Source organism: Cryobacterium sp. 10C3, from assembly GCF_034314285.1.
Lineage (GTDB): Bacteria > Actinomycetota > Actinomycetes > Actinomycetales > Microbacteriaceae > Cryobacterium > Cryobacterium glucosi.
On record NZ_JAVIWF010000002.1, the window covers coordinates 1,596,941 to 1,616,437 of the forward strand.

Annotated in this window: 18 protein-coding genes and 2 pseudogenes; 8 read left to right on the forward strand and 12 right to left on the reverse strand. The window is 70.8% G+C overall.

Going from position 1 to position 19,497, the window contains the following annotated elements:
* Positions 1-8: 8 nt before the first annotated feature.
* The 4 genes and pseudogenes from RGU41_RS08360 to RGU41_RS08375 all read right to left on the reverse strand — a co-directional run.
* A pseudogene (locus RGU41_RS08360) lies at positions 9-793 on the reverse strand (ATP-binding cassette domain-containing protein); the annotation flags it as partial.
* Positions 790-1,626: an ABC transporter permease gene (locus RGU41_RS08365; RefSeq protein WP_134560237.1), complete on the reverse strand. Its 837-nt coding sequence runs from the start codon at positions 1,624-1,626 to the stop codon at positions 790-792. The pseudogene RGU41_RS08360 and the gene RGU41_RS08365, both read right to left, overlap by 4 nt.
* Positions 1,627-1,633: 7 nt before the next feature.
* Positions 1,634-2,473 (reverse strand): molybdate ABC transporter substrate-binding protein, encoded by an 840-nt coding sequence (gene modA, locus RGU41_RS08370; RefSeq protein ID WP_322135993.1) that lies wholly within the window; start codon positions 2,471-2,473, stop codon positions 1,634-1,636.
* Positions 2,470-2,874: a TOBE domain-containing protein gene (locus RGU41_RS08375; RefSeq protein ID WP_134536450.1), complete on the reverse strand. Its 405-nt coding sequence runs from the start codon at positions 2,872-2,874 to the stop codon at positions 2,470-2,472. The genes modA and RGU41_RS08375 overlap by 4 nt, the downstream gene beginning before the upstream one ends.
* A 79-nt stretch (positions 2,875-2,953) precedes the next feature.
* On the opposite strand from RGU41_RS08375, the gene RGU41_RS08380 reads away from it, so the two are divergent.
* The 3 genes from RGU41_RS08380 to RGU41_RS08390 all read left to right on the forward strand — a co-directional run bounded on the left by RGU41_RS08380 (position 2,954) and on the right by RGU41_RS08390 (position 7,234).
* Complete coding sequence (locus RGU41_RS08380) at positions 2,954-3,457, forward strand: MogA/MoaB family molybdenum cofactor biosynthesis protein (RefSeq protein WP_134560235.1); 504 nt, start codon at positions 2,954-2,956, stop codon at positions 3,455-3,457.
* Positions 3,458-3,569: 112 nt separating this feature from the next.
* Positions 3,570-4,439 (forward strand): FAD binding domain-containing protein, encoded by an 870-nt coding sequence (locus tag RGU41_RS08385; protein WP_322135994.1) that lies wholly within the window; start codon positions 3,570-3,572, stop codon positions 4,437-4,439.
* On the forward strand, positions 4,436-7,234 hold the full coding sequence (locus RGU41_RS08390; protein WP_322135995.1) for a molybdopterin-dependent oxidoreductase: 2,799 nt from the start codon (positions 4,436-4,438) through the stop codon (positions 7,232-7,234). Before RGU41_RS08385 ends, RGU41_RS08390 begins: the two co-directional genes overlap by 4 nt.
* 65 nt (positions 7,235-7,299) lie before the next feature.
* Here RGU41_RS08390 and RGU41_RS08395 read toward each other — a convergent pair whose 3' ends face one another.
* The 5 genes from RGU41_RS08395 to RGU41_RS08415 all read right to left on the reverse strand — a co-directional run bounded on the left by RGU41_RS08395 (position 7,300) and on the right by RGU41_RS08415 (position 11,739).
* Positions 7,300-7,959, reverse strand: coding sequence for a class I SAM-dependent methyltransferase (locus RGU41_RS08395; RefSeq protein WP_322135996.1), 660 nt, complete (start codon positions 7,957-7,959; stop codon positions 7,300-7,302).
* A gap of 90 nt (positions 7,960-8,049) precedes the next feature.
* Positions 8,050-8,901, reverse strand: coding sequence for an ABC transporter permease (locus RGU41_RS08400; RefSeq protein WP_241975463.1), 852 nt, complete (start codon positions 8,899-8,901; stop codon positions 8,050-8,052).
* Positions 8,901-9,713, reverse strand: a complete 813-nt coding sequence (locus RGU41_RS08405) for an ABC transporter permease (RefSeq protein ID WP_322135997.1) — start codon at positions 9,711-9,713, stop codon at positions 8,901-8,903. Before RGU41_RS08405 ends, RGU41_RS08400 begins: the two co-directional genes overlap by 1 nt.
* Positions 9,713-10,534 carry an ABC transporter ATP-binding protein gene (locus RGU41_RS08410; RefSeq protein ID WP_134448926.1) on the reverse strand — a complete coding sequence of 274 codons (822 nt, stop codon included), beginning with the start codon at positions 10,532-10,534 and terminating at the stop codon, positions 9,713-9,715. Before RGU41_RS08410 ends, RGU41_RS08405 begins: the two co-directional genes overlap by 1 nt.
* Positions 10,535-10,638: 104 nt before the next feature.
* Entirely contained in the window at positions 10,639-11,739 is a 1,101-nt protein-coding gene (locus RGU41_RS08415) for an ABC transporter substrate-binding protein (protein ID WP_134448925.1), read from the reverse strand.
* A 237-nt stretch (positions 11,740-11,976) separates the two neighbouring features.
* On the opposite strand from RGU41_RS08415, the gene add reads away from it, so the two are divergent.
* The 4 genes from add (at position 11,977) to RGU41_RS08435 (ending at position 17,144) form a co-directional block, all read left to right on the forward strand.
* Positions 11,977-13,005, forward strand: a complete 1,029-nt coding sequence (add, locus tag RGU41_RS08420; RefSeq protein WP_134448924.1) for an adenosine deaminase — start codon at positions 11,977-11,979, stop codon at positions 13,003-13,005.
* Between the two features lie 208 nt (positions 13,006-13,213).
* The gene (allB, locus tag RGU41_RS08425; RefSeq protein WP_322135998.1) at positions 13,214-14,692 is read left to right on the forward strand and encodes an allantoinase AllB; all 1,479 of its coding nucleotides are present in this window, start codon (positions 13,214-13,216) and stop codon (positions 14,690-14,692) included.
* Positions 14,693-14,824: 132 nt separating this feature from the next.
* A complete protein-coding gene (gene pucL, locus RGU41_RS08430) occupies positions 14,825-15,562 on the forward strand; it encodes a factor-independent urate hydroxylase (RefSeq protein ID WP_322137321.1) in 738 nt (245 codons plus the stop codon).
* Positions 15,563-15,677: 115 nt separating this feature from the next.
* The gene (locus RGU41_RS08435; RefSeq protein WP_322135999.1) at positions 15,678-17,144 is read left to right on the forward strand and encodes an amidohydrolase family protein; all 1,467 of its coding nucleotides are present in this window, start codon (positions 15,678-15,680) and stop codon (positions 17,142-17,144) included.
* Positions 17,145-17,182: 38 nt separating this feature from the next.
* On the opposite strand, the gene RGU41_RS08440 is transcribed toward RGU41_RS08435, so the two are convergent.
* The 3 genes and pseudogenes from RGU41_RS08440 to uraD all read right to left on the reverse strand — a co-directional run.
* Positions 17,183-17,596: a hypothetical protein gene (locus tag RGU41_RS08440; RefSeq protein WP_134448920.1), complete on the reverse strand. Its 414-nt coding sequence runs from the start codon at positions 17,594-17,596 to the stop codon at positions 17,183-17,185.
* A gap of 158 nt (positions 17,597-17,754) precedes the next feature.
* Entirely contained in the window at positions 17,755-18,081 is a 327-nt protein-coding gene (gene uraH / locus RGU41_RS08445; RefSeq protein WP_322137322.1) for a hydroxyisourate hydrolase, read from the reverse strand.
* A 201-nt stretch (positions 18,082-18,282) separates the two neighbouring features.
* Positions 18,283-18,816 (reverse strand): annotated as a pseudogene (gene uraD, locus RGU41_RS08450) (2-oxo-4-hydroxy-4-carboxy-5-ureidoimidazoline decarboxylase); the annotation flags it as partial.
* Here uraD and RGU41_RS08455 point away from each other — a divergent pair.
* Positions 18,815-19,492, forward strand: a complete 678-nt coding sequence (locus RGU41_RS08455) for a nucleotidyltransferase family protein (RefSeq protein ID WP_241987340.1) — start codon at positions 18,815-18,817, stop codon at positions 19,490-19,492. The pseudogene uraD and the gene RGU41_RS08455 sit on opposite strands and share 2 nt — an antisense overlap.
* Positions 19,493-19,497: the final 5 nt, after the last annotated feature.

The window sequence follows — 19,497 nt, forward strand, 5'->3', positions numbered from 1 at the left end:
TCCTAGGTTAAGCCGTCTTCGCGGGATTCGGCCGTCCCAGGGGTGAGGCCGAAGGTCAGGGCGCGGGTGAATGCGGCGCGAGGGTTCGCGAAGACCTCGCGGGTGGGGCCGGCCTCGACGATCCGGCCGTCCTCGAGCACGATGACCCGGTCGGCGAGGGCGAGGGCGTCGAGCGGATCATGGGTGACCAGGATCACGGAACGTTCGGACAGCATCCGGTGCAGCAGCTGGCGTTGGGCCGGCACGGCTGCGACGTCGAGGGAGGTCATCGGCTCGTCGAGCAGCAGGAGGCGCGGCCGGGCGGCGAGGGCGCGCGCGACGGCGACCCGCTGCGCCTGGCCGCCCGAGAGGGCGCCGGGCTTGCGGTCGGCGAGGTCGGCGACGTCCGCGGCGACGAGCCATTCCTCGGCGAGCTCACGCGCCCTGGCGCGGGGGCACCTGCGCTCCGCGGGCCGAAGGCGACGTTGTCGCGCACGGACAGGTGCGGGAACAGGAGCGGCTCCTGGGCGAGGAGCACGGTGCCGCGGGAGTGCGGCGGAGTCCAGGTGCCGGCGCGGGAGACGGTGCCGGTGCGTACGCCGGGTGCAGCGGATGCCGAGGGCAGGTCGAAGAGGACGTGGCCGGCGAGGCTCGCGCGGCCGGAATCGGGCCGCAACAGGCCCGCGCTGATCTGCACGACGGTCGACTTCCCTGCCCCGTTGGAGCCGAGGAGCGCGACGGTCTCCCCCGGCTGCACGCTGAACGCGACATCGAAGTTTCGGCGTGCGAGGACCGCCTCGAACTCGAAGGTCACGAGAGCCCTCGCGGCCGGTGGGTCGCCACCATCACGACGACGGCGACCACGACGAGGACGAGCGCGAGCGCGACGGCGGCATCCGGATCCGTCTCGCGCTGCAGGTAGATCTCGAGCGGCAGCGTGCGGGTGACACCCTCGAGGCTGCCCGCGAAGGTCAGGGTCGCACCGAACTCGCCGAGCGCCCGCGCGAAGGCGAGCACGGCCCCCGAGACGAGCCCGGGCACGACGAGCGGTAGGGTCACCCGCCAGAACACGGTGTTCGGGGCGGCGCCGAGGGTCGCGGCGACGGCCTCGTATCGCGCGCCAGAGGCCCGCAGCGTCGCCTCGACGCTGAGCACGAGGAACGGGAGCGCGACGAACGCCTGCGCGAGAACGACGGCCGTCGTCGAGAACGCGATCTGGATTCCGAGCACCTCGAAGGTCTGGCCGAGCAGCCCGCGGCGGCCGAATGTCGAGAGCAAGGCGATGCCGCCGACGACGGGAGGCAGCACGAGCGGCAGCAGCACGAACGCCCGCACGAAGCGCTGGCCGCGGAACCGACTCCGGGCGAGCACGACCGCCATCGGCACCCCGAGCAGCAGGCAGAGCGCCGTGCTCGCCGTGGCCGTGCGGAGGCTGAGCAGCAGTGCCGCGATCGCGGACGGCGAGGTGACGAGCGCGCCGAAGTTCGCCCAGTCGACCCTGGCGGTCATCCCGACGATCGGCAGCACGATGAAGAGCGCGCCGACGGCAGCGACAGCGACGATCCAGCGCGGCACACCGAGCACCTCGGCATTCTCCCGCGCCGTGCCGCGCAGAGAGACCGCCGCCCCGCCGCTGGCCCGTGTCATGTGACGCTCACGGGGTGCCGAAGCCGGCGGCCGTGAGCACCTTCTGCCCGGTCGGTCCGGTCACGAAGTCCGCGAACAGGGTCCCGAGGTCGCGGTGCGGGCTCGTGGCGACGACGCCGATCGGATACGAGTTCACGGCCGAGCCGGATTCGGGAAACGGGATGCCGAGGACGCTCGTACCCGCTCCGGCGATGTCCGTGACGTAGACGAGGCCGGCATCCGCTTCACCGGAGGAGACCTTGCCGAGCACGTCGGTGACGGCGTTCTCTTCGCTGACGGGCATCAGGGTCACGCCGGTCGCCTTCTCGATCGTGGTGGTCGCGGTACCGCAGGGCACCTGGGCGGCGCAGATGACGACCTTGGTGGCGGGGTTCGCGAGGTCGGCGAAGCTCGTGACGCCGGCCGGGTTGCCCGGCGGTACGGCGATCTCGAGGGTGTTGGTCGCGAACACCGTCGGGGCGTCTGCGACGAGGCCGGCATCGGTGAGCTTGGCCATGTTCTTCGTGTCGGCAGAGGCGAAGACGTCGGCGGGGGCGCCCTCGGTGATCTGGGTGACGAGGTCGGCAGAACCGGCGAAGTTCAGCGCAACGGTCACGCCGGGGTTCGCGGCCTCGAACTCGGTCGCGAGCTCGGTGAAGGTCTTCTTCAGGGAGGCCGCAGCGAAGACGGTCAGGGTCTCCGGCGCACGGCTCGCGGCACCCGTCGACGCAGCGGATGCCGCGGCGGACGCGGACGCGGACGCGCCGGCCCCGGCCGGGCCTGCACACGCCGTCGTCAGCGCGGCGACGGCCAGGACGGCAAGCGAGGCAAGAACGTGACGTCGAGCGGGGTGACGGCGAGTGCTCACGAATGCTCCTGGGGGATTTCGACGATCACGGTCGTGGCCTTCACGACGGCGACCGCGACGGACCCGGGCACGAGGCCGAGTTCCCGCACGGCCTCTGTGCTCATCAGGGAGACGACGCGGTGCGGCCCGCACTGCAGCTCGACCTGGGACATCACCGGGTCGCTCACGACGCGCGTGACGAGTCCGACGAACCGGTTGCGGGCCGAGCTCGCCGTGCCGGACGGGTCGGTCGGCACGGCGGCGTGTTCGGTGGCGAGGCGGGCGAGGTCGACGCCGTCGACGACCATGCGGCCGGCGGCATCCGTCGTGGCCGGCAGCACCGCGTTGTCGATCCAGCGACGCACGGTGTCGTCGCTCACGCCGAGGAACCCGGCGGCCTCGCGAATCCGTATTTGCGACATAAGCAGCACTATATTCCCTCATCTACGGATTTGCTGCCCGTTCTGCTTCGATCGGCTGTCCGTGCGGCACACTGGGGACATGACGACGAACACCCCGACGGATGCGACGCCGCGCGTCGCGCAGATCATCGTCGCGTCGACCCGCGCTGCGGCCGGCATCTATCCCGACCGCACCGGGCCGGTCATCGACGCCTGGCTCGTCGACAGGGGCTGGACCGTGGACGCGCTCCACGTCGTGCCGGACGGCGACCGCGTCGGCCAGGTCCTCGGCGCCGCGATCGCCGCGCACTGCGATCTCGTGATCACGACCGGCGGCACCGGCGTGAGCCCGCACGACGAGACGCCCGAGCAGACGCTGCCGCACCTCGACCGGCTCATCCCGGGACTCGCGGAGGAGCTCCGTCGCCGGGGCGCGGCATCCACCCCGCTCGCCCTGCTCTCCCGCGGATACGTCGGCGTCGCCCGCGGTCGCACCGTGGTCGTGAACCTGCCCGGCTCGACCGGCGGCGTGCGCGACGGTCTCGCCGTGCTCGACGACGTGCTTCCTCACCTCATCGACCAGCTCCGCGGTCGCGACCACTGACGAGCGCTGCACGACCCCGACGGCGCACCCCCGGATGGGGAGGGTACCGTGGACGAAACCGACCCGGAAATGCGGTTGACTGGATACTCGGCCCGGGACGACTGGAGCAGCAATGGACCTCACTACCGTTGTGACGATCACGCCCGCCCGCGAGCGCGCCGACCTGGGATTGCTCGGCGAAACGGTCGCTCCCCTCGCGGGCGGTTCCGAGCTGTTCGCCGATCCCCGGGTTCACCTCACCGGCCTCGTCGACCTGCAGTCGTTCGGCTGGCCCGCGCTGACCGTGACCCCTGAGGGCCTCGAGATCGCCGCGACGTGCACCCTTGCCCAGCTCGCCGCGCTCCCGACCCGGCCGGGCTGGACCGCGCATCCGCTGCTCTTCGAATGCTGCACCGCTCTCTACGGTTCATTCAAGGTCTGGAACGTCGCAACCGTCGGCGGCAACCTCGCTACCGCCCTCCCCGCCGGCCCGATGACGAGCCTCGCCGCGGCCCTCGACGCCGAGGTGCTCGTCTGGCGCCGCGACGGGAGCGACGAGCGCCTTCCCGCCGCCGGCTTCGTCACCGGCGACATGACCACCGTGTTGCGCACCGGGGACGTGCTGCGCTCCATCCACATCCCGGACGCGTCGCTGCGCGCCCGCACCGCGTTCCGCAAGATCGCACTCTCCCCCATCGGCCGCTCGGGCGCCGTCGTCATCGGCCGCCTCGACCGGGACGGCCGTTTCACCCTCACCGTCACGGCCGCGACCCTCCGGCCGGTGCAGCTGCGCTACGCAACCCTGCCGACCGCGTCCGCGCTCCGTGCCGGCGTCGACGGCATCGACGCCTGGTTCACGGATGCCCACGGCGCGGCCGACTGGCGCGCCGCGGTCAGCGCCGTGCTCGCCGAGGAGATCCGCCAGCAGCTCGAGGGCCCGGAAACCGTTCCAGCTGCGATATCGGCAGAGACTCCCGCGACCGGAAGCGAGGCCCGCCCGTGAGGTTCGAGATCAACGGCCAGTGGGTCGACGCCGCGGCAGCGCCCGGGCAGTGCCTGCGCACCTTCCTGCGCGAACTCGAGCACTTCGAGGTGAAGAAGGGCTGCGACACCGGCGACTGCGGCGCCTGTTCGGTGCTCGTCGACGGCACCCCGGTGCACTCCTGCATCTACCCGGCTTTCCGCGCCGAGGGCGCCGCGATCACGACCGCCGCCGGCCTCGGCACGCCGGGTGACCTCGCGCCCGTGCAGCAGCGCTTCGTCGACCACGCCGGCTTCCAGTGCGGCTTCTGCACCCCGGGCATGGTCGTGACCGCGTCCACGCTCACCGAGCACGACCTCGAGGACCTGCCGCGCCTGCTCAAGGGCAACATCTGCCGGTGCACGGGCTACCGGGCGATCGATGACGCCGTCCGCGGGCGGCACACCCCGGCCGACGGTTCGGCCCCGTGCACCCTTCCGCCCGACGGCCTCGGTCCCGTAGTCCGCACCGGCACCCGCGCGACGCCCACGCCGGCCCGCGGCTACGTCGGCGCCTCCACGCACGCCCCGGCGAGCGAGCGGGTCGTGAGCGGACTCGAACCGTACACGCTCGACGTCGCGGTGCCCGGCCTGCTGCACGTGAGCGTGCTGCAGAGTCCGCACGCGCATGCCAGCATCCGTTCGATCGACACCGGGCGAGCCGCCGACCTGCCCGGAGTGCGTGCCGTGCTCACCCACTCCGACTCTCCCGCGACCCTGTTCTCGACGGCCCGGCACGAGGACCGCAACGACGACCCCGACGACACCCTCGTCTTCGACCGGGTGCTCCGGTTCCGCGGCCAGCGGGTCGCGGCCGTCGTCGCGGACACCGTCGCGATCGCCGAGGCCGCCTGTCGCCTGATCGACGTCGAGTACGACCTGCTCCCCGCCGTCTTCGACCCGGCCCTCGCCGCCGAGCCCGGCGCTCCCCTCGTGCACGGCGAAAAGGATGCCGCGGCGAGCCGCGTCGCCGATCCCTCCCGCAACCTCGTGGCCGAGCTGCACGGCGAGTACGGCGACCTTGAGGCCGGCCTCGGCGAGGCGACCCACCTGGTCACGGGCACCTGGCAGACCCAGCGGGTCGCCCACACCCACCTCGAGACCCACGGCACGATCGGCTGGCTCGAACACGCCGGCACCCCCGAGCAGCGGCTCGTGCTGCGGACGAGCTCCCAGGTGCCGTTTCTCGTGCAGCGCGAGATCTGCCGCGTCTTCGACCTCGACCCGGCCGCGGTCCGCGTCTTCACCGCCCGCGTCGGCGGCGGGTTCGGCGGCAAACAGGAGATCCTCACCGAGGACCTCGTCACCCTCGCGGTTCTCGCGACCGGGCGCCCGGTGCAGTACGAGTTCAGCCGCGCCGACGAGTTCCGGGTCGCACCCACCCGGCATCCGATGCGGGTCGGCGTCACTCTCGGCGCGACCGACGACGGCCGCCTCACCGCGCTCGCCCTCGACCTGCTGAGCGACACCGGCGCATATGGCAACCACGGGCCCGGCGTCATGTACCACGGCAGCTCCGAGTCGGTGAGCCTGTACTCCGTGCCCAACAAGCGGGTGGATGCCCGCAGCGTCTACACGAACAACCTCCCGTCCGGCGCCTTCCGCGGTTACGGTCTCGGCCAGGTCATCTTCGGTGTCGAATCGGCGCTCGACGACCTCGCCCGCGACCTCGGCATGAGCCCCTTCGACCTGCGCCGGCTCAACTCGGTGCGTCCGGGCGACCCGCTCGTCGTCACCCACGTCGAGGGCGAGGACCTGATCTTCGGCAGCTATGGGCTCGACCAGTGCCTCGACCTCGCCGAGGCCGCCCTCGCCCGCGGCAATGACACGCCCGTACCCGACGGACCCGAGTGGCGGGTCGGCGAGGGCATGGCGACCGCGATGATCGCGACGATCCCGCCGCGCGGACACTTCGCCCAGGCATCCGTCACTCTGGGTAGCGACGGCCGCTACGCCGTGCGCGTCGGGACCGCCGAGTTCGGCAACGGCACCACGACCGTGCACACCCAGCTCGCCGCGACCGCGCTCGGCACGAGCCCCGACCGGATCGACATCCTGCAGTCCGACACCGACACGATCGGCTACGACACCGGCGCGTTCGGCTCGGCCGGCATCGTCGTCGCCGGCAAGGCCGTGCTGGGTGCGGCGACCGCACTCGCGGCCGTGCTCCGGCAGGCGGCGACGGATGCCCACCCCGGCGCCCCCGCCGACGCCTGGCTCCTCGAGCCCGACGGCCTCCGCTGCGGCAGCACCGTCGTTTCCCTCACCGACCTCGCCGCGCGCGCGGCGGCCGGCACCGTTCTCCGCGGCACGAGCTCCGAGGAGGGCGCCGTGCGTTCGGTCGCCTTCAACGTGCAGGCCTTCCGGGTCGCCGTGAGCACCCTCACCGGCGAGGTGCGGATCCTGCAGTCGATCCAGTCCGCGGATGCCGGCGTCGTGATGAACCCGGCGCAGTGCCGCGGCCAGATCGAGGGCGGTGTGGCCCAGGCGATCGGCACGGCGCTCTACGAAGAGGTCCAGCTCGACGGCGCGGGCACCGTGACGACGAGCGTGATGCGCAACTACCACGTGCCCCTGCTCGCGGACCTGCCCGTCACCGAGGTGTACTTCGCGGAGACGAGTGACGACCTCGGCCCCTATGGCGCCAAGTCGATGAGCGAGTCGCCGTACAACCCGGTCGCTCCTGCGCTCGCGAACGCGGTCCGTGACGCGATCGGCATCCGCCCGTACGAGCTGCCGATGTCCCGTGACCGCATCTGGCGCCTGATGCACCCCTGAGAGTCACCTTTCCGGTCGAGAGCGCCCGGTGCACGGGTACCCCTCGACCGGACAGGTACCCCTCGCTACACGCGGGCGGGGGCAGGCGATGCGAGCAGCAGGTGGTACGCGTCCGGGCCGTGTCCGACACGGAGATGCCGGGTCTGCACGAGGCCCGCGGCCTCGAGGGCGGAGGTGATCTCCTCGGTGGGACGCACCCGGAAGCCGTGCTCGACCACGGGCATCCGCTGCATCGCGGCCGGGTCGAAAACGCCCACCACGAGACGGCCGCCGGGCCGGAGCACGCGCGCGAACTCGGCCGCCGCCCGGCCGAGGTCAGGCAGGAAGTAGAACGTGTTGAGGGTGATCACCCCGTCGAGGCTCGCATCCGCGAGCGGGACGTACTCCATCGACGCCTCGAACAGCGACAGCCGACCGGCGGTGAGGTCGTCGCGGAACCTCCGATGCGCGGCATCGACCATCGTTTCCGACTGGTCGACTCCGGCGACGTGCCCGTCCGGTCCGACCGTGTCGAGCAGCAGCTCGGTCCCGACACCGCCGCCGAAACCGACATCGGCGAGCCGGGCATCCGGCGTGGCCTCGAGTGCGTCCACGGCGGCGCGGATGATTCCCCGGTTGCGTCGGTTGAGCATCCGCCCCACCAGCCGCCCTCGCCACCCGCTCGGATGCCCGAGCTGGGCGGCCAGTGCTTTGAGCACCGGGGTCGGAGTCTTGAGACTGCCCATCGGCTTACGGTTCTGTGACGTCTCCATGCCAGGAACAGTAGTCCCGCGCCGATGCGCCCACTACGGCTGTCGCAACCGCCGAGCGCGAGGCTAGGCCCCGGTGCTGCTCTCCATGCCCATCCGGCGCAGCACGAGGTTCTCCACGAGCTGCGCGACGCCGTACAGCACGATCGACACAAGCGTGATCGCCACGACGGATGCCCATACCTCGTAGTTCTTCACCTGGGCGACGGCGATCACGATGCCGTGGCCGAGGCCCTGTCCGGTCGAGAGCCATTCGGCGAGGAGCGCGCCGGTGATCGCGCCGGGGATCGAGATCTTGACGGCCGCGAAGAACGACGGAAGCGAGCTCGGCAGCGCGACCTTGCGAAGCGCCGTGAAGGCGTTGCCGCCGTAGACGGCGATGACGTCGTTGATCTGCGGCGACGACGACCGCAGCCCGAACGCGATGTTCACGAGCGCGGGGAACAGCACCACGATTGCGCCCATCACGACGACAAGGCTCGGTCCGCGCCCGGTGATCAGGCTGATCACCGGCACGAGGGCGACGAGAGGCACCGATCGCAACAGCAGCGCGATCGGCATCAGCGCGCTCTCGATACCGCGGGAGAGCGTGAACGCGATCGCGAGCACGAGGGCAACGACGAGGCCGGCGACGAAGCCGAGGAAGGCATCCCCGAGGGTGACGGTGAGGTTGGTCAGGATCGTCGTGCGGTTGACGGCGGCGTTCGGAACGGTGAACAGCCAGTTCCAGACGTCGAGGGGTCCCTTGGCGATGAACGGGGACACCCCGAGAAGCAGGATCAGGCCCTGCCAGGCGACGAGGACGATGACGAGGGTGATCAGGCCGGTGAGCGCGGCGCGCCCGATGACGGCGCCGAGGCCGCGGGCGACCTTCGCTGCGCTCGGCGGGCGGGCCGCCGACATGGTCTCGAGGGCCATCAGGAGCTCCGTCCCGTCAGCCAGGGTGTCGCGAGCTTGCTGATCAGTCCGAAGAGGCTGTAGCCGAGGCCGGCGAGGAGACCGGCGACGAGCGCGAGCCCCCAGACCCTGTCGACGTTCGCCGCGGACCCGGCCGCGAGCATCGCGATGCCGAGGCCACGGTCGACGCCGCCGAGGTACTCGCCGAGGATCGCGCCGAGCAGCGCGGCGGGGGCCGCGATCTGCAGGGCGGAGAGCACGCTCGGCAGCCCGGCCATCAGCCGCACCTTGCGGAGCTGCATGAACCGTCCGCCGCCGTAGACGCTGACGAGGTCGAGACTCGCGGGGGTCGCGGCCTTGAGGCCCACGAGGGAACCGACGACGGTCGTGAAGAACACGGACATCGCCGCGAGGAAGATCGCGGTGCCGGAAAGCTCACCGCCGCGTGGGGCGCCGATCACGATGTAGGCGATCGGGCCGATCGCGACGATCGGGATGCAGTAGGTGATGACCGCGATCTGCAGCGCGACCTTCTCGATCCGGGGAACGACGAGCACGAGGCCGGCGAGCACCAGCGCGGCCGCATTGCCCCAGAGGAAGCCGACGATCGCCTCACCCACGGTGATCGACACGTGGGACAGGTAGAACGCCCACCCGTCCGAGACGAGCTGGGCGACGACGGCGCCCGGTGTCGGGATCGCCCCGCCGGGTACGGTGCCGATGCCGCGGAAAATCGTGGCGGCGCCGAGCCACCACAGGACGATGACGACGACGACGCCGATCAGCCCGGTCGCCCAGGCCGGGAGCGTGCGGAACGAGGCGAGACCGCGCATCAGTCCGTCTCCGCCACGGAGAGGGCGTCGGGGCTGAAGAGCAGTTCGGAGGCGCGGTCGTGCAGGGCGTGGAATTCGTGGGAGCGCATCATGTCCGGATGCCGCGGACGGGGCAGGTCGATGTCGATGACCTCCTTGATGCGGCCGGGTCGGGGGCTCATCACCGCGACCTGGTCCGAGAGGAAGATGGCCTCCGAGATGCCGTGCGTGACCATCATCGTGGTCGCGGGCTTCTCGGTCCAGATCCTGAGGAGTTCGATGTTGAGGCGCTGGCGGGTCATGTCGTCGAGGGCGCCGAAGGGTTCGTCGAGCAGCAGAACGGAGGGCTTCAGCACGAGCGACCGGGCGATGGACACCCGCTGCCGCATTCCGCCGGAGAGCTGCGCGGGTTTGGCGTGTTCGAAGGCCTTGAGGCCGACCAGGTTGATCAGTTCGGAGACGTAGTCCTCGTCGACGGGCATCCGTGCGACCTCGAAGGGAAGCTTGATGTTGCCGCGCACGCTGCGCCAGGGCAGCAGCGCGGCGTCCTGGAAGGCGATGCCGAGTTCGTGGCCGCTGCGCAGCTCGGCGGGCGTCTTGCCGTCGACCTTCGCGGTGCCGCTCGTGGGCTCCTCGAGGCCGGCGAGGATGCGCAGGATCGTGGACTTGCCGCAGCCGGACGGGCCGAGCAGCGACAGGAAACTGCCCTTGTCGGTGTGCAGGGTCGCGTCCTCGAGCGCGGAGACTTCCTTCCGGCCCACGGTGAAGACCTTGTGGAGCCCGGAAATGTGGAGGCCGGTGCCCAGAGCGTTGCTCTGGACACCGGCATCGGTCGTACTCACAGGGTGCGTTCCTTTACTGGGCGTCGTCGGCCGCTTTCGGGGCGGCCTCGTTTCGGTGTGCCTGCGTACTGCTGGTGGTGCTGTCGTGCTTGAAGAGGAACCGCCTACTTGGCGTAGTTGACCAGGTCGGGGTTCTCCGCGTAGACCTCGGACAGCAGGCTCATGTCGAAGAGCTTGTCGGCCGTGATGGTGACACCGGCGGCAGCGAGCGTCTTGATGCTCTCCTGCTGCAGCTTATCGCTGATGGTGAAGAGGCCGTTCTTGACGGTGTCGTCGCTGACGATGAGGTCGGTCGACTGGATCGTGGCCTGCTTCGTCTCCTTCTCGATCGTGAGGCCGAGGTCTGCCCCATACTTGTCGATCGTGAGCTTGGCGGAGGCGGCCGGGTCCTTGATGGCGGCGGCCCAGCCCTTGATCTCGGCGATCAGGAGGCCCTTGAGTTTCGCGCGGTCACCCGAGATCTCCTTGTCGGAGGCCGTGAAGGTCTCCGCTACGAACGGGAGCCCGTTGTCGGCGAGCGGCAGGTTGACCGGGCCGAGGCCCTTGAGGTCTGCGTCGATGCCCTCGTTGGTGAGGTAGGAGAACCAGCCGTCGACCTCGCCGTTGAAGAGCGGGGTCGGGTCGTACTCGACGGGGACGGTGGTCAGCGAGGTCGGGTCGATGTTGTTGACCTTGAGGAACGCGTCCCAGAGGCTCTGGTTGCTCGCCTGCACGCCGATCTTCTTGCCCTTGAGGTCGGCGAGGGTCTTGATGTTGCCCACCTTGGCGAGCGAGAGGATCGAGAACGGGTTCTTTTGGTACGTGGCGCCGATGATCTTGATCGGGGCGCCTTCGTTCGCGATGACGGTTCCGGTGGAGATCGCGTTGCCGATGCCGAGGTCGACCGTGCCGGAGATGACGCCCGCTTCAGCGGATGCCGGGCCGGCGATGAGGTCGACGGAATCGAAGCCGGCCTTGGTGAAGTCGCCGTTGGAGTCGGCGAGGAACTCACCCATGAACTCGGTGTTCTTGATCCAGGACAGCTGGATGCTCGCGGTGCCGAAGGACGCGGGCGCACCGGAAGCCGAGGCTGCCGGCGTGGAACTCGTCGCGCAGGAGGTGAGCGCGATGGTCACGGCTGCCGCAGCGGCAATTCCCTGCAGGATGCGACGGGCGGGACGCCCTGCCGGTGAACGGTGTGCTGTTAAACCTTGGGTCCGGGTCATGAAGCTGTTCCTCTCGATGATGCTCGTGGGGTGCCGTTGGGGGTGCCGTCAGGGAAAACGGCTGCTGTGTAATGCTGTGCGGCACACGTGCGGGTTCCCTGAATTTAGGCCCCGCAGATGACGCTGCGACCTCGACAGTGTTTCCGTCGTGTTGCAGCATGCTGGGTACCCGTCGCGGGAGGAAAAGTGCATCTGCCGCGTGATACGGTCACGGCGTCCGCCCGAAAAGGAGCCCCGATGCCGTCCGTTACTGAGCCTACTGCCGCGTTTGTGTCCGGATTGCCCAAAGCAGAGCTGCATGTGCACCTCGAAGGCACCCTCGAACCCGACCTCAAACTCGCCCTCGCCACGCGCAACGGTGTCGATATCGGCCAGTCGACGGTCGAGGAGGTGCGCGCGAGCTATGCCTTCGACTCCCTCGCAAGCTTCCTCGCGGTGTACTACCCCGCGATGAACGTGCTGATCACCGAGCAGGACTTCTACGACCTCGCCACCGCGTACTTCCGTCGCGCCTCCGCAGACGGGGTCCGCCACGTCGAGGCCTTCTTCGACCCGCAAGCGCACACGACGCGCGGCGTGCCCTTCGAGACCGTGATCACTGGACTGCACCGTGCTGCAGCGGATGCGGCCGGTTACGGTCTCTCCGCCGAGCTGATCCTCTGTTTCCTGCGTGACGCATCCGCCGAGAGCGCCCACGAGACCCTGCTGGCCGCCCTGCCCTACCGCGACCTGATCGTCGGCGTCGGGCTCGACTCCGACGAGCGCGGCAATCCCCCGGCGAAGTTCGCCGAGGTCTTCCGGCTCGCCCGTGAGGCCGGCCTCAGGCTCACGATGCACTGCGACATCGACCAGGTCGGCAGCATCGAGAACATCCGCCAGGTGCTCGGCGAGGTCAGGGTCGACCGGATCGACCACGGCACGAACATCCTCGAGGACCCGGCGCTCGTCGCCCTCGTCCGGGAACGCCGGATCGGCCTGACCTGCTGCCCGGTCTCGAACAGTTTCGTGACCTCGGACATGAAGGCGCGGGAGATCGTCGAGCTGCTCGGCCTCGGCGTGCTCGTCACCCTCAACTCCGACGACCCCGCGTACTTCGGGGCTTATGTCGCCGACACCTATACGGCATTCGCCCGGCAGGCCGGCATCGGCAGGGACGAGCTCGTCCAGCTGGCCCGGAACTCCTTCGAGGCGAGCTGGTTGTCCGACGCCGACCGACAGGGGTACCTCTCCGAGATCGACGCCTTCCTCGCGGCGAACCCGGCCTAGCCGGGACCGGAGGCCGGTCCGGCCCGCGAAACCGGTCCCGCAGAACCCTGCCAGGGAGGCGCGGCGGGGCCCGTATTACGGACAACCGTCCGGCGTGTGACGATCGCGTTTCAAGAGTCCCGATTGGCACCCCGCGGTCCTCACCAGGGTGTTTGCTAGACCATCTGGCCAGCGTCACGGCCTGAGATTCCAGCAGGCAGGAGGACAGATGCGCGAACGAGTCGACCGGGTGATCCGGGCGGACGCCGTGCTCACGCCTGCCGGCTTCGTGCGCGGGGCGGTGACGATCACGGGCGGGATCGTCACCGCGATCCTGCCGATCGACGAACCTGTCGAGACCCGGCCGATCGCTGACTCCGGCCTGTCCGACGGGGCGGCCACGGACATCCGCCTGCCGAGCGGGCGCGTGCTTCTGCCCGGTCTCGTCGACACCCACGTGCACGTCAACGAGCCAGGTCGGACGGACTGGGAGGGCTTCGCGAGCGCCACCCGCGCCGCCGCGGCCGGCGGGGTCACGACGGTGATCGACATGCCGCTCAACAGCATCCCGCCGACGACGACGGTCAGCGGCCTCGACCTCAAGCGTGCGGCCGCCGGCCAGCAGGCGAGCGTCAACGTCGGCTTCTGGGGCGGGGCGGTCCCCGGCAACCTCGGCACCCTGCGCGAGCTGCACTCAGCCGGTGTATTCGGGTTCAAGGCCTTCCTCTCCCCCTCCGGCGTCGAGGAGTTCCCCGCGCTCTCCTCCGCGGAACTCCTCGCGGCCGCCGCCGAGATCTCCGCATTCGGCGGCCTGCTGCTCGTGCACGCCGAAGACCCCGCCGAACTCGACGCGGCCCCGCCGGCCACCGGGCGCTCCTACGCCGGCTTCCTCGCGAGCCGCCCGCCGCAGGCCGAAGCGAGCGCGATCGACCGCGTGATCGACGCGGTCCGCCGCACGGGCGTGAGCGCGCACATCCTGCACCTTTCGGCGGGCGCCGCGCTGCCGCGGCTGCGGGCGGCACGGGCAGAGGGACTGCCGATCACGGTCGAGACCTGCCCGCACTACCTGTCCTTCGCCGCGGAACAGATCCCGGACGGAGCGACGGCCTTCAAGTGCTGCCCGCCGATCCGGGACGCCGCCAACCGCGAGCTGCTCTGGGCCGGCCTGCTCGACGGCACGATCGACCTCGTCGCCTCCGACCACTCGCCAGCGACCCGGGAGCTCAAGCTCGGCCACGGTGGCGACTTCGGCCTCGCCTGGGGCGGGATCTCCGGCCTCGAGCTGAGCCTGCCCGCGGTCTGGACGGCCGCCGGCGCGGCCGGGATCGGCCTCGACCGGGTGATCGGCTGGATGTCGACCGCGACGGCGCGCTTCGCGGGGCTCACCGGCAAGGGGATCATCCGGCCGGGGGCGGATGCCGACCTCGTCTCCTTCGCGCCGGAGGAGTCGTTCACGGTCGACGTCGGCGCCCTGCAGCACAAGAACCCGGTGAGCGCGTTCGACGGCGCGACGCTCAGGGGACGGGTGCACGGCACCTGGCTCGCCGGCGCGCTCGTGCACGACACCGGGGCGGGTAACGGGATCACGTCGCCCGCGGCATCCGCCGGCCCGGAACACCCTCCCCGGGGCGCCCTGCTCCGCCGCCCGGCGCCCACGCGCCCGGCCCCCACGCGCCCGGCCCCCACGCGCCCGGCCCCCACGCTCTGAATCCCCACCCTTCCCCACCCACCAGAAGGAGCACCACCCGATGTCGATCATCCTCGGACCCAACCGGTACGGAAAAGCGGAAAACCGGGTTGTGCGCATCTACCGCGACTCCCCCGGCACGAGATTCACGACATCAGCGTCTCGACCGCGCTCCGCGGCGACTTCGCCAGTGCGCACCTCGCGGGCGACCAGCTGAACGTGCTGCCGACCGACACCCAGAAGCAGACCGCATACTCCTTCGCGAAAGAGAAGGGGCTGCTCTCGATCGAGAACTACGGCCTCGACCTCGCCGCCCACTTCGTCGACACGGTCGAGCCCGTGCACACCGCCAGGGTCGAGATCGAGGAGTTCGCCTGGCAACGGGTTCTCATCGACGGCAGTGAGCACGACCACACCTGGGTGCGGCGCGGCCAGGAGGTGCGCACGGCGGCGATCACGGTCGAGGGCAGGGGCGCTGACCGGCGCACCTGGGTGGTCGGCGGGCTCAAGGACCTCGTGATCCTCAAGTCGACGGGCTCCGAGTTCGCCGGCTTCATGCAGGATCCGTACACGCTCCTGCAGCCGACCTCCGACCGGGTGATGGCGACCTCGCTCACGGCCGGCTGGCGTTTTTCGACGACGGATGTCGACTGGGAGGCCACCTACGACGGCATCAAGCAGGTGCTCGTCACCCAGTTCGCGACCGTGCACTCCCTGGCCCTGCAGCAGACCCTCTACGAGATGGGCCGGGCCGTGCTCGAGGCCTTTCCCGTGGTCGCCGAGGTGCGCCTGTCCGCCCCGAACAAGCACCACTTCCTCTACGACCTCTCCCCTTCGGCGTGGCCAACGACAACGAGGTGTACCACGCGGCCGACCGCCCGTACGGGCTGATCCAGGCGACCGTGCTGCACGACGACGCCGCGGACGCAGGATCCGCCTGGGACTCGTACACGGGGCTCGTCTAGGTGGTCATTTTCGTTGCGGGTCCGCCCGTACGATGGCTGTGATGAGCACCCCCGCGCCGGCGTCTGCGGCCTCCCCCGATCCGTCGGCCGTTCCCGCGCCGACCGCCCACGTCTATCGCGGTCACGTCTTCCACATCGCGGGATCCCCGGTGGTCGCCGACGCCCGGGAGCACCTCGTCTCCCTGCCCGACGGCGCCCTCGTCACCGGTGCGGACGGCAGAATCGCCTGGGTCGGGCCATTCGCCGCTCTTCCGGCCGCGTTCCGCGACCACCCGGTGACGGACAACCGCGGCGGGTTCATCCTGCCCGGCTTCGTCGACACCCACCTGCACTACCCGCAGACCTACTCGACCGACGCCTACGGCGGCGGCCAGCTGCTCGAGTGGCTCGACAACTGCGTGTTCCCCGCCGAAACCCGGCTGCGCGACCCCGAGTTCGCGGCGCGCATCGCCCGCGACTTCACCCGGCGACGGGTCGCGGCCGGCACCACGAGCGCCCTCGTCTTCGGGTCGGCGTTCCCGCACGCCCAGGATGCACTTTTCGCCGAGAGCCAGGCCGCCGGGCTCCGCCTGGTCAGCGGCCGCGGGGTGCAGACCGTCGGGTCGGGCCCTGCCGGCGCGCTCCTGACCGGCGAGGCCGAGGCCCTCGACCTGATCGGGGCCGAGATCGATCGCTGGCACGCCGTCGACACCGGCGACCCCGCGACGGCGCTGCTGCAGGTCGCGGTCGTGCCCCGGTTCAGCCTCTCGGTGACCCCGAAGACCCTCGCCGGCCTCGGCGAACTCTACGACGACGCGCGCGAGCGCGGCGTGTACTTCCACTCGCACCTCAACGAGAACAACCGGCCCGGCACCGGCGAGATCGACGCCGTGAAGGCGGTGTACGGGGTCGACACCTACCTCGACACCTACGACGGGCTGTTCCTGCCGGGGTCGAAGCGGGGCGGGTCGAGCCTGCTCGGTCGGCGCAGCATCCTCGCCCACGCCGTGCACTGCGAGGATGCCGAGCTCGCCAGGCTCGCCGAGACCGGCACCTCGGTGGCGCACTGCCCGACCTCACAGCAGTTCCTCGGTTCCGGGACGATGCCGTGGCTGCGTACGACCTCGTTCGGCGTGAACGTCGCGATCGGCTCGGACATCGGCGCCGGCGACGAGTGGCTGATCTCGCGGGTGCTCAACGACTGCTTCAAGGTACACCTGTCGGAGCCGGGCGACGCCGGTCTCTCGCTCGACCCCGCCGCGCTGCTCTTCACCGGCACCCTTGCCGGCGCCCGCGCCCTCGACATGGAGGCCAGGTTCGGCAACTTCGACGTGGGCAAGGACGCCGACTTCCTGCTCATCGAACCGGACCGCTGGGAGCCGCTTGCGACCGTCTTGAACCGTGGCATCCGGGCAGACGACGAGCGGATGGCCACGGACCAGACCCTCTTCGCCCTGCTGCTCGCGCTCCGCCAGCCCGCGATCACGGGAGTGTTCGTGCGTGGACGCCGCGTGCTCGCCCCCGAGTAGCGCGGCCCCGCCCCGCGGCACCGAGCTCCCGGCGCCGATCAGGGCTCGGGGTGCTCCTTCTCGAGGGCATTCGCGAGCGCGATCGAGAACGCGGCAATGAGCACGAGGAAACGAATGGTCGCCGTCCCGTCGTTGTGGCCGGTCGCGACCATCCCGATCACGTCGAGTCCGGACCAGGCCAGCGCCACCACTCCGACGCCTGCGAATGCCCGGCTCCCGAGTGCCCGGTCACGAGCGTCGCGGTATTCGAAGGTGCCGATCCGGTCCCTGTCCCGTGCGGTGGCCCGGCGGGCATAGCGGGCGACGCCGACCCAGAACACCGCGGCCCCGAGGAGGGCGAACGCGCCGGCCACGTTGCCCTGAAGCGCAGCGATGACGGCGCCGATAAGTATGGCGCATGCGATGAGGGTGTTGGCCGGTGAGACCGGCAGTCGTTCCCGGATCCTGGACACGAGCACCTCCTGAAACACTGGTCGGGCCGAACTTCGGCACGCATCACCGCACGTGCGAACGAGTGAGGACACCGACCCCGCCAGTCTCTCATCCGGCGGTCGTCCCGGATGACTGTGGCCGGTCAGGGGCGGGCAGACGCCTCGGTCAGCCGCTCGGGTCAGCTGCCGCGGTACGTCGAGTACGCGAAGGGGCTGAGCAACAGCGGCACGTGATAGTGCTCGGCCGGGTCGGTCAGGTCGATGGTCACCGAGACTTCCGGGTACAGGGTCGGCTGGCCGGTTCCGGCGAAGTAGCGCCCGGTGTCGAAGGTGAGGCGGTACCGACCGGCGGGGAGATCGACGGGACCGAGCATGGAGACCCGGCCGTCGGCATCCGTGCCAGCGTTCGCGAGCACGTGCCAGCCGGTCTCGAGCTTCTGCTCGAGCTCGACGGGAACCCCGGCTGCGGGCCGGCCGGACACGGCGTCGAGGACGTGGGTCGTGATGCGGCTTCGGGGAGTCGCGGTCGGGGCGGCGGTCGCGGCGGCGGAAGGGGTCGCCGGAGCGGTCGTGGTGCCGGCGGCCGCCGTCGCGGCGACGACGTCGGCGACCACGCTCGCGACGAGACCCTCGGAGTCCGGCGAGTCGGCGGCGCCGTTCCGGGCGGCCCGCTCGGCGGCGAGGCGTTCTGCGACGGTTCCGGCGAGCGTGGCCAGCCGGAGCAGGGCGATGTCGCGCAGTTCGGTGCCGACGATCTTCAACTCGGCGGCGTCGTCGAGCGCGAGGCGCCGGTGCAGTTCGGCGAGGATCTCGGTGCGCGACCGGCCGGCTGCGCGGATCAGGAAGACCCGGCCGAACCGCTCCTCGTACGCCCGGTTGCCCTCGGCGATGGCCGCGGCGAGGGTGGAGTCTGCGGCGTCGGCGGATGACTGCTCGCTGCGGGAGAACCGCGCGGCCTGCGAGTCTCCCCGCGGGGTCTCGCCGATCCGCGGGTGCGCGGACAGCGCTTCGTCGATCTCGCTGCGGCTGAGCGGTGTCGCGGCCGTGCGGGCGGCGGCGAGCAGGGCGGCTGCAGAATCGAACGGTGACTGCGACGCGACCTCGTCGACCCAGCGGGGTACGGCCAGGCAGGTCAGGAGCGCCTCGCGAAGCTCAGGTGTCGACATCCTCTTCATGGCAGTTCTCCTCGTCCTGGTCCAGCCTAGAGTGCCCGTGGCGAGAGCGCATACGATGGCGGGCATGGTGAATGCAGACGCAGCGCGCGACCGGGCGGATGCCGGGAAAGCCCCGGTCGCGGGGCTTGTGCTGGCAGCGGGGGCCGGTTCCCGGTTCGGGCAACCGAAGGCGCTCGTGCGCGGGGCCGACGGTGTGCCGTGGCTCGTACGGACCGTCCGCGTGCTCCGCGCGGCAGGTTGCTCGCCCGTCATCGTCGTGCTCGGAGCCGAGGGTGCCGCGGCCGCCGCTCTGCTTACCGAGGCGGGTCTGATCGACGCGGCGGCCCCTGCGGTTGCCTGCCCCGACCGTGCGACGGTCGTCGTTCATGCCGCCGACTGGGCCGAAGGGCTGTCGGCCTCACTGCACGCGGGGATCGACACGGTCCTCGGTCTCGCCGGAGCCGTGGGCGCCGTTGCGGTCGTTCCCGTGGACGTCCCCGACCTCGACGCCGCAACGGTCGCGCGGGTGCTCGACGCTGACGCGGGCGTGACCCCGGATAGCCTGAGGCAGGCCGTTTTCGGCGGCCGGCCGGGGCATCCGGTGCTGATCGGGCGCGCGCACTGGGAACCGCTGCGGGCGCAGCTCACCGGCGACACCGGGGCGCGGCCCTATCTGCTCGCCCACGGCGTGCTCCCTGTCGAATGCGGCGACCTCACGACGGGCGCCGACGTCGACACGCTCCCCGGCGTGCCAGAGGCATGACGGCG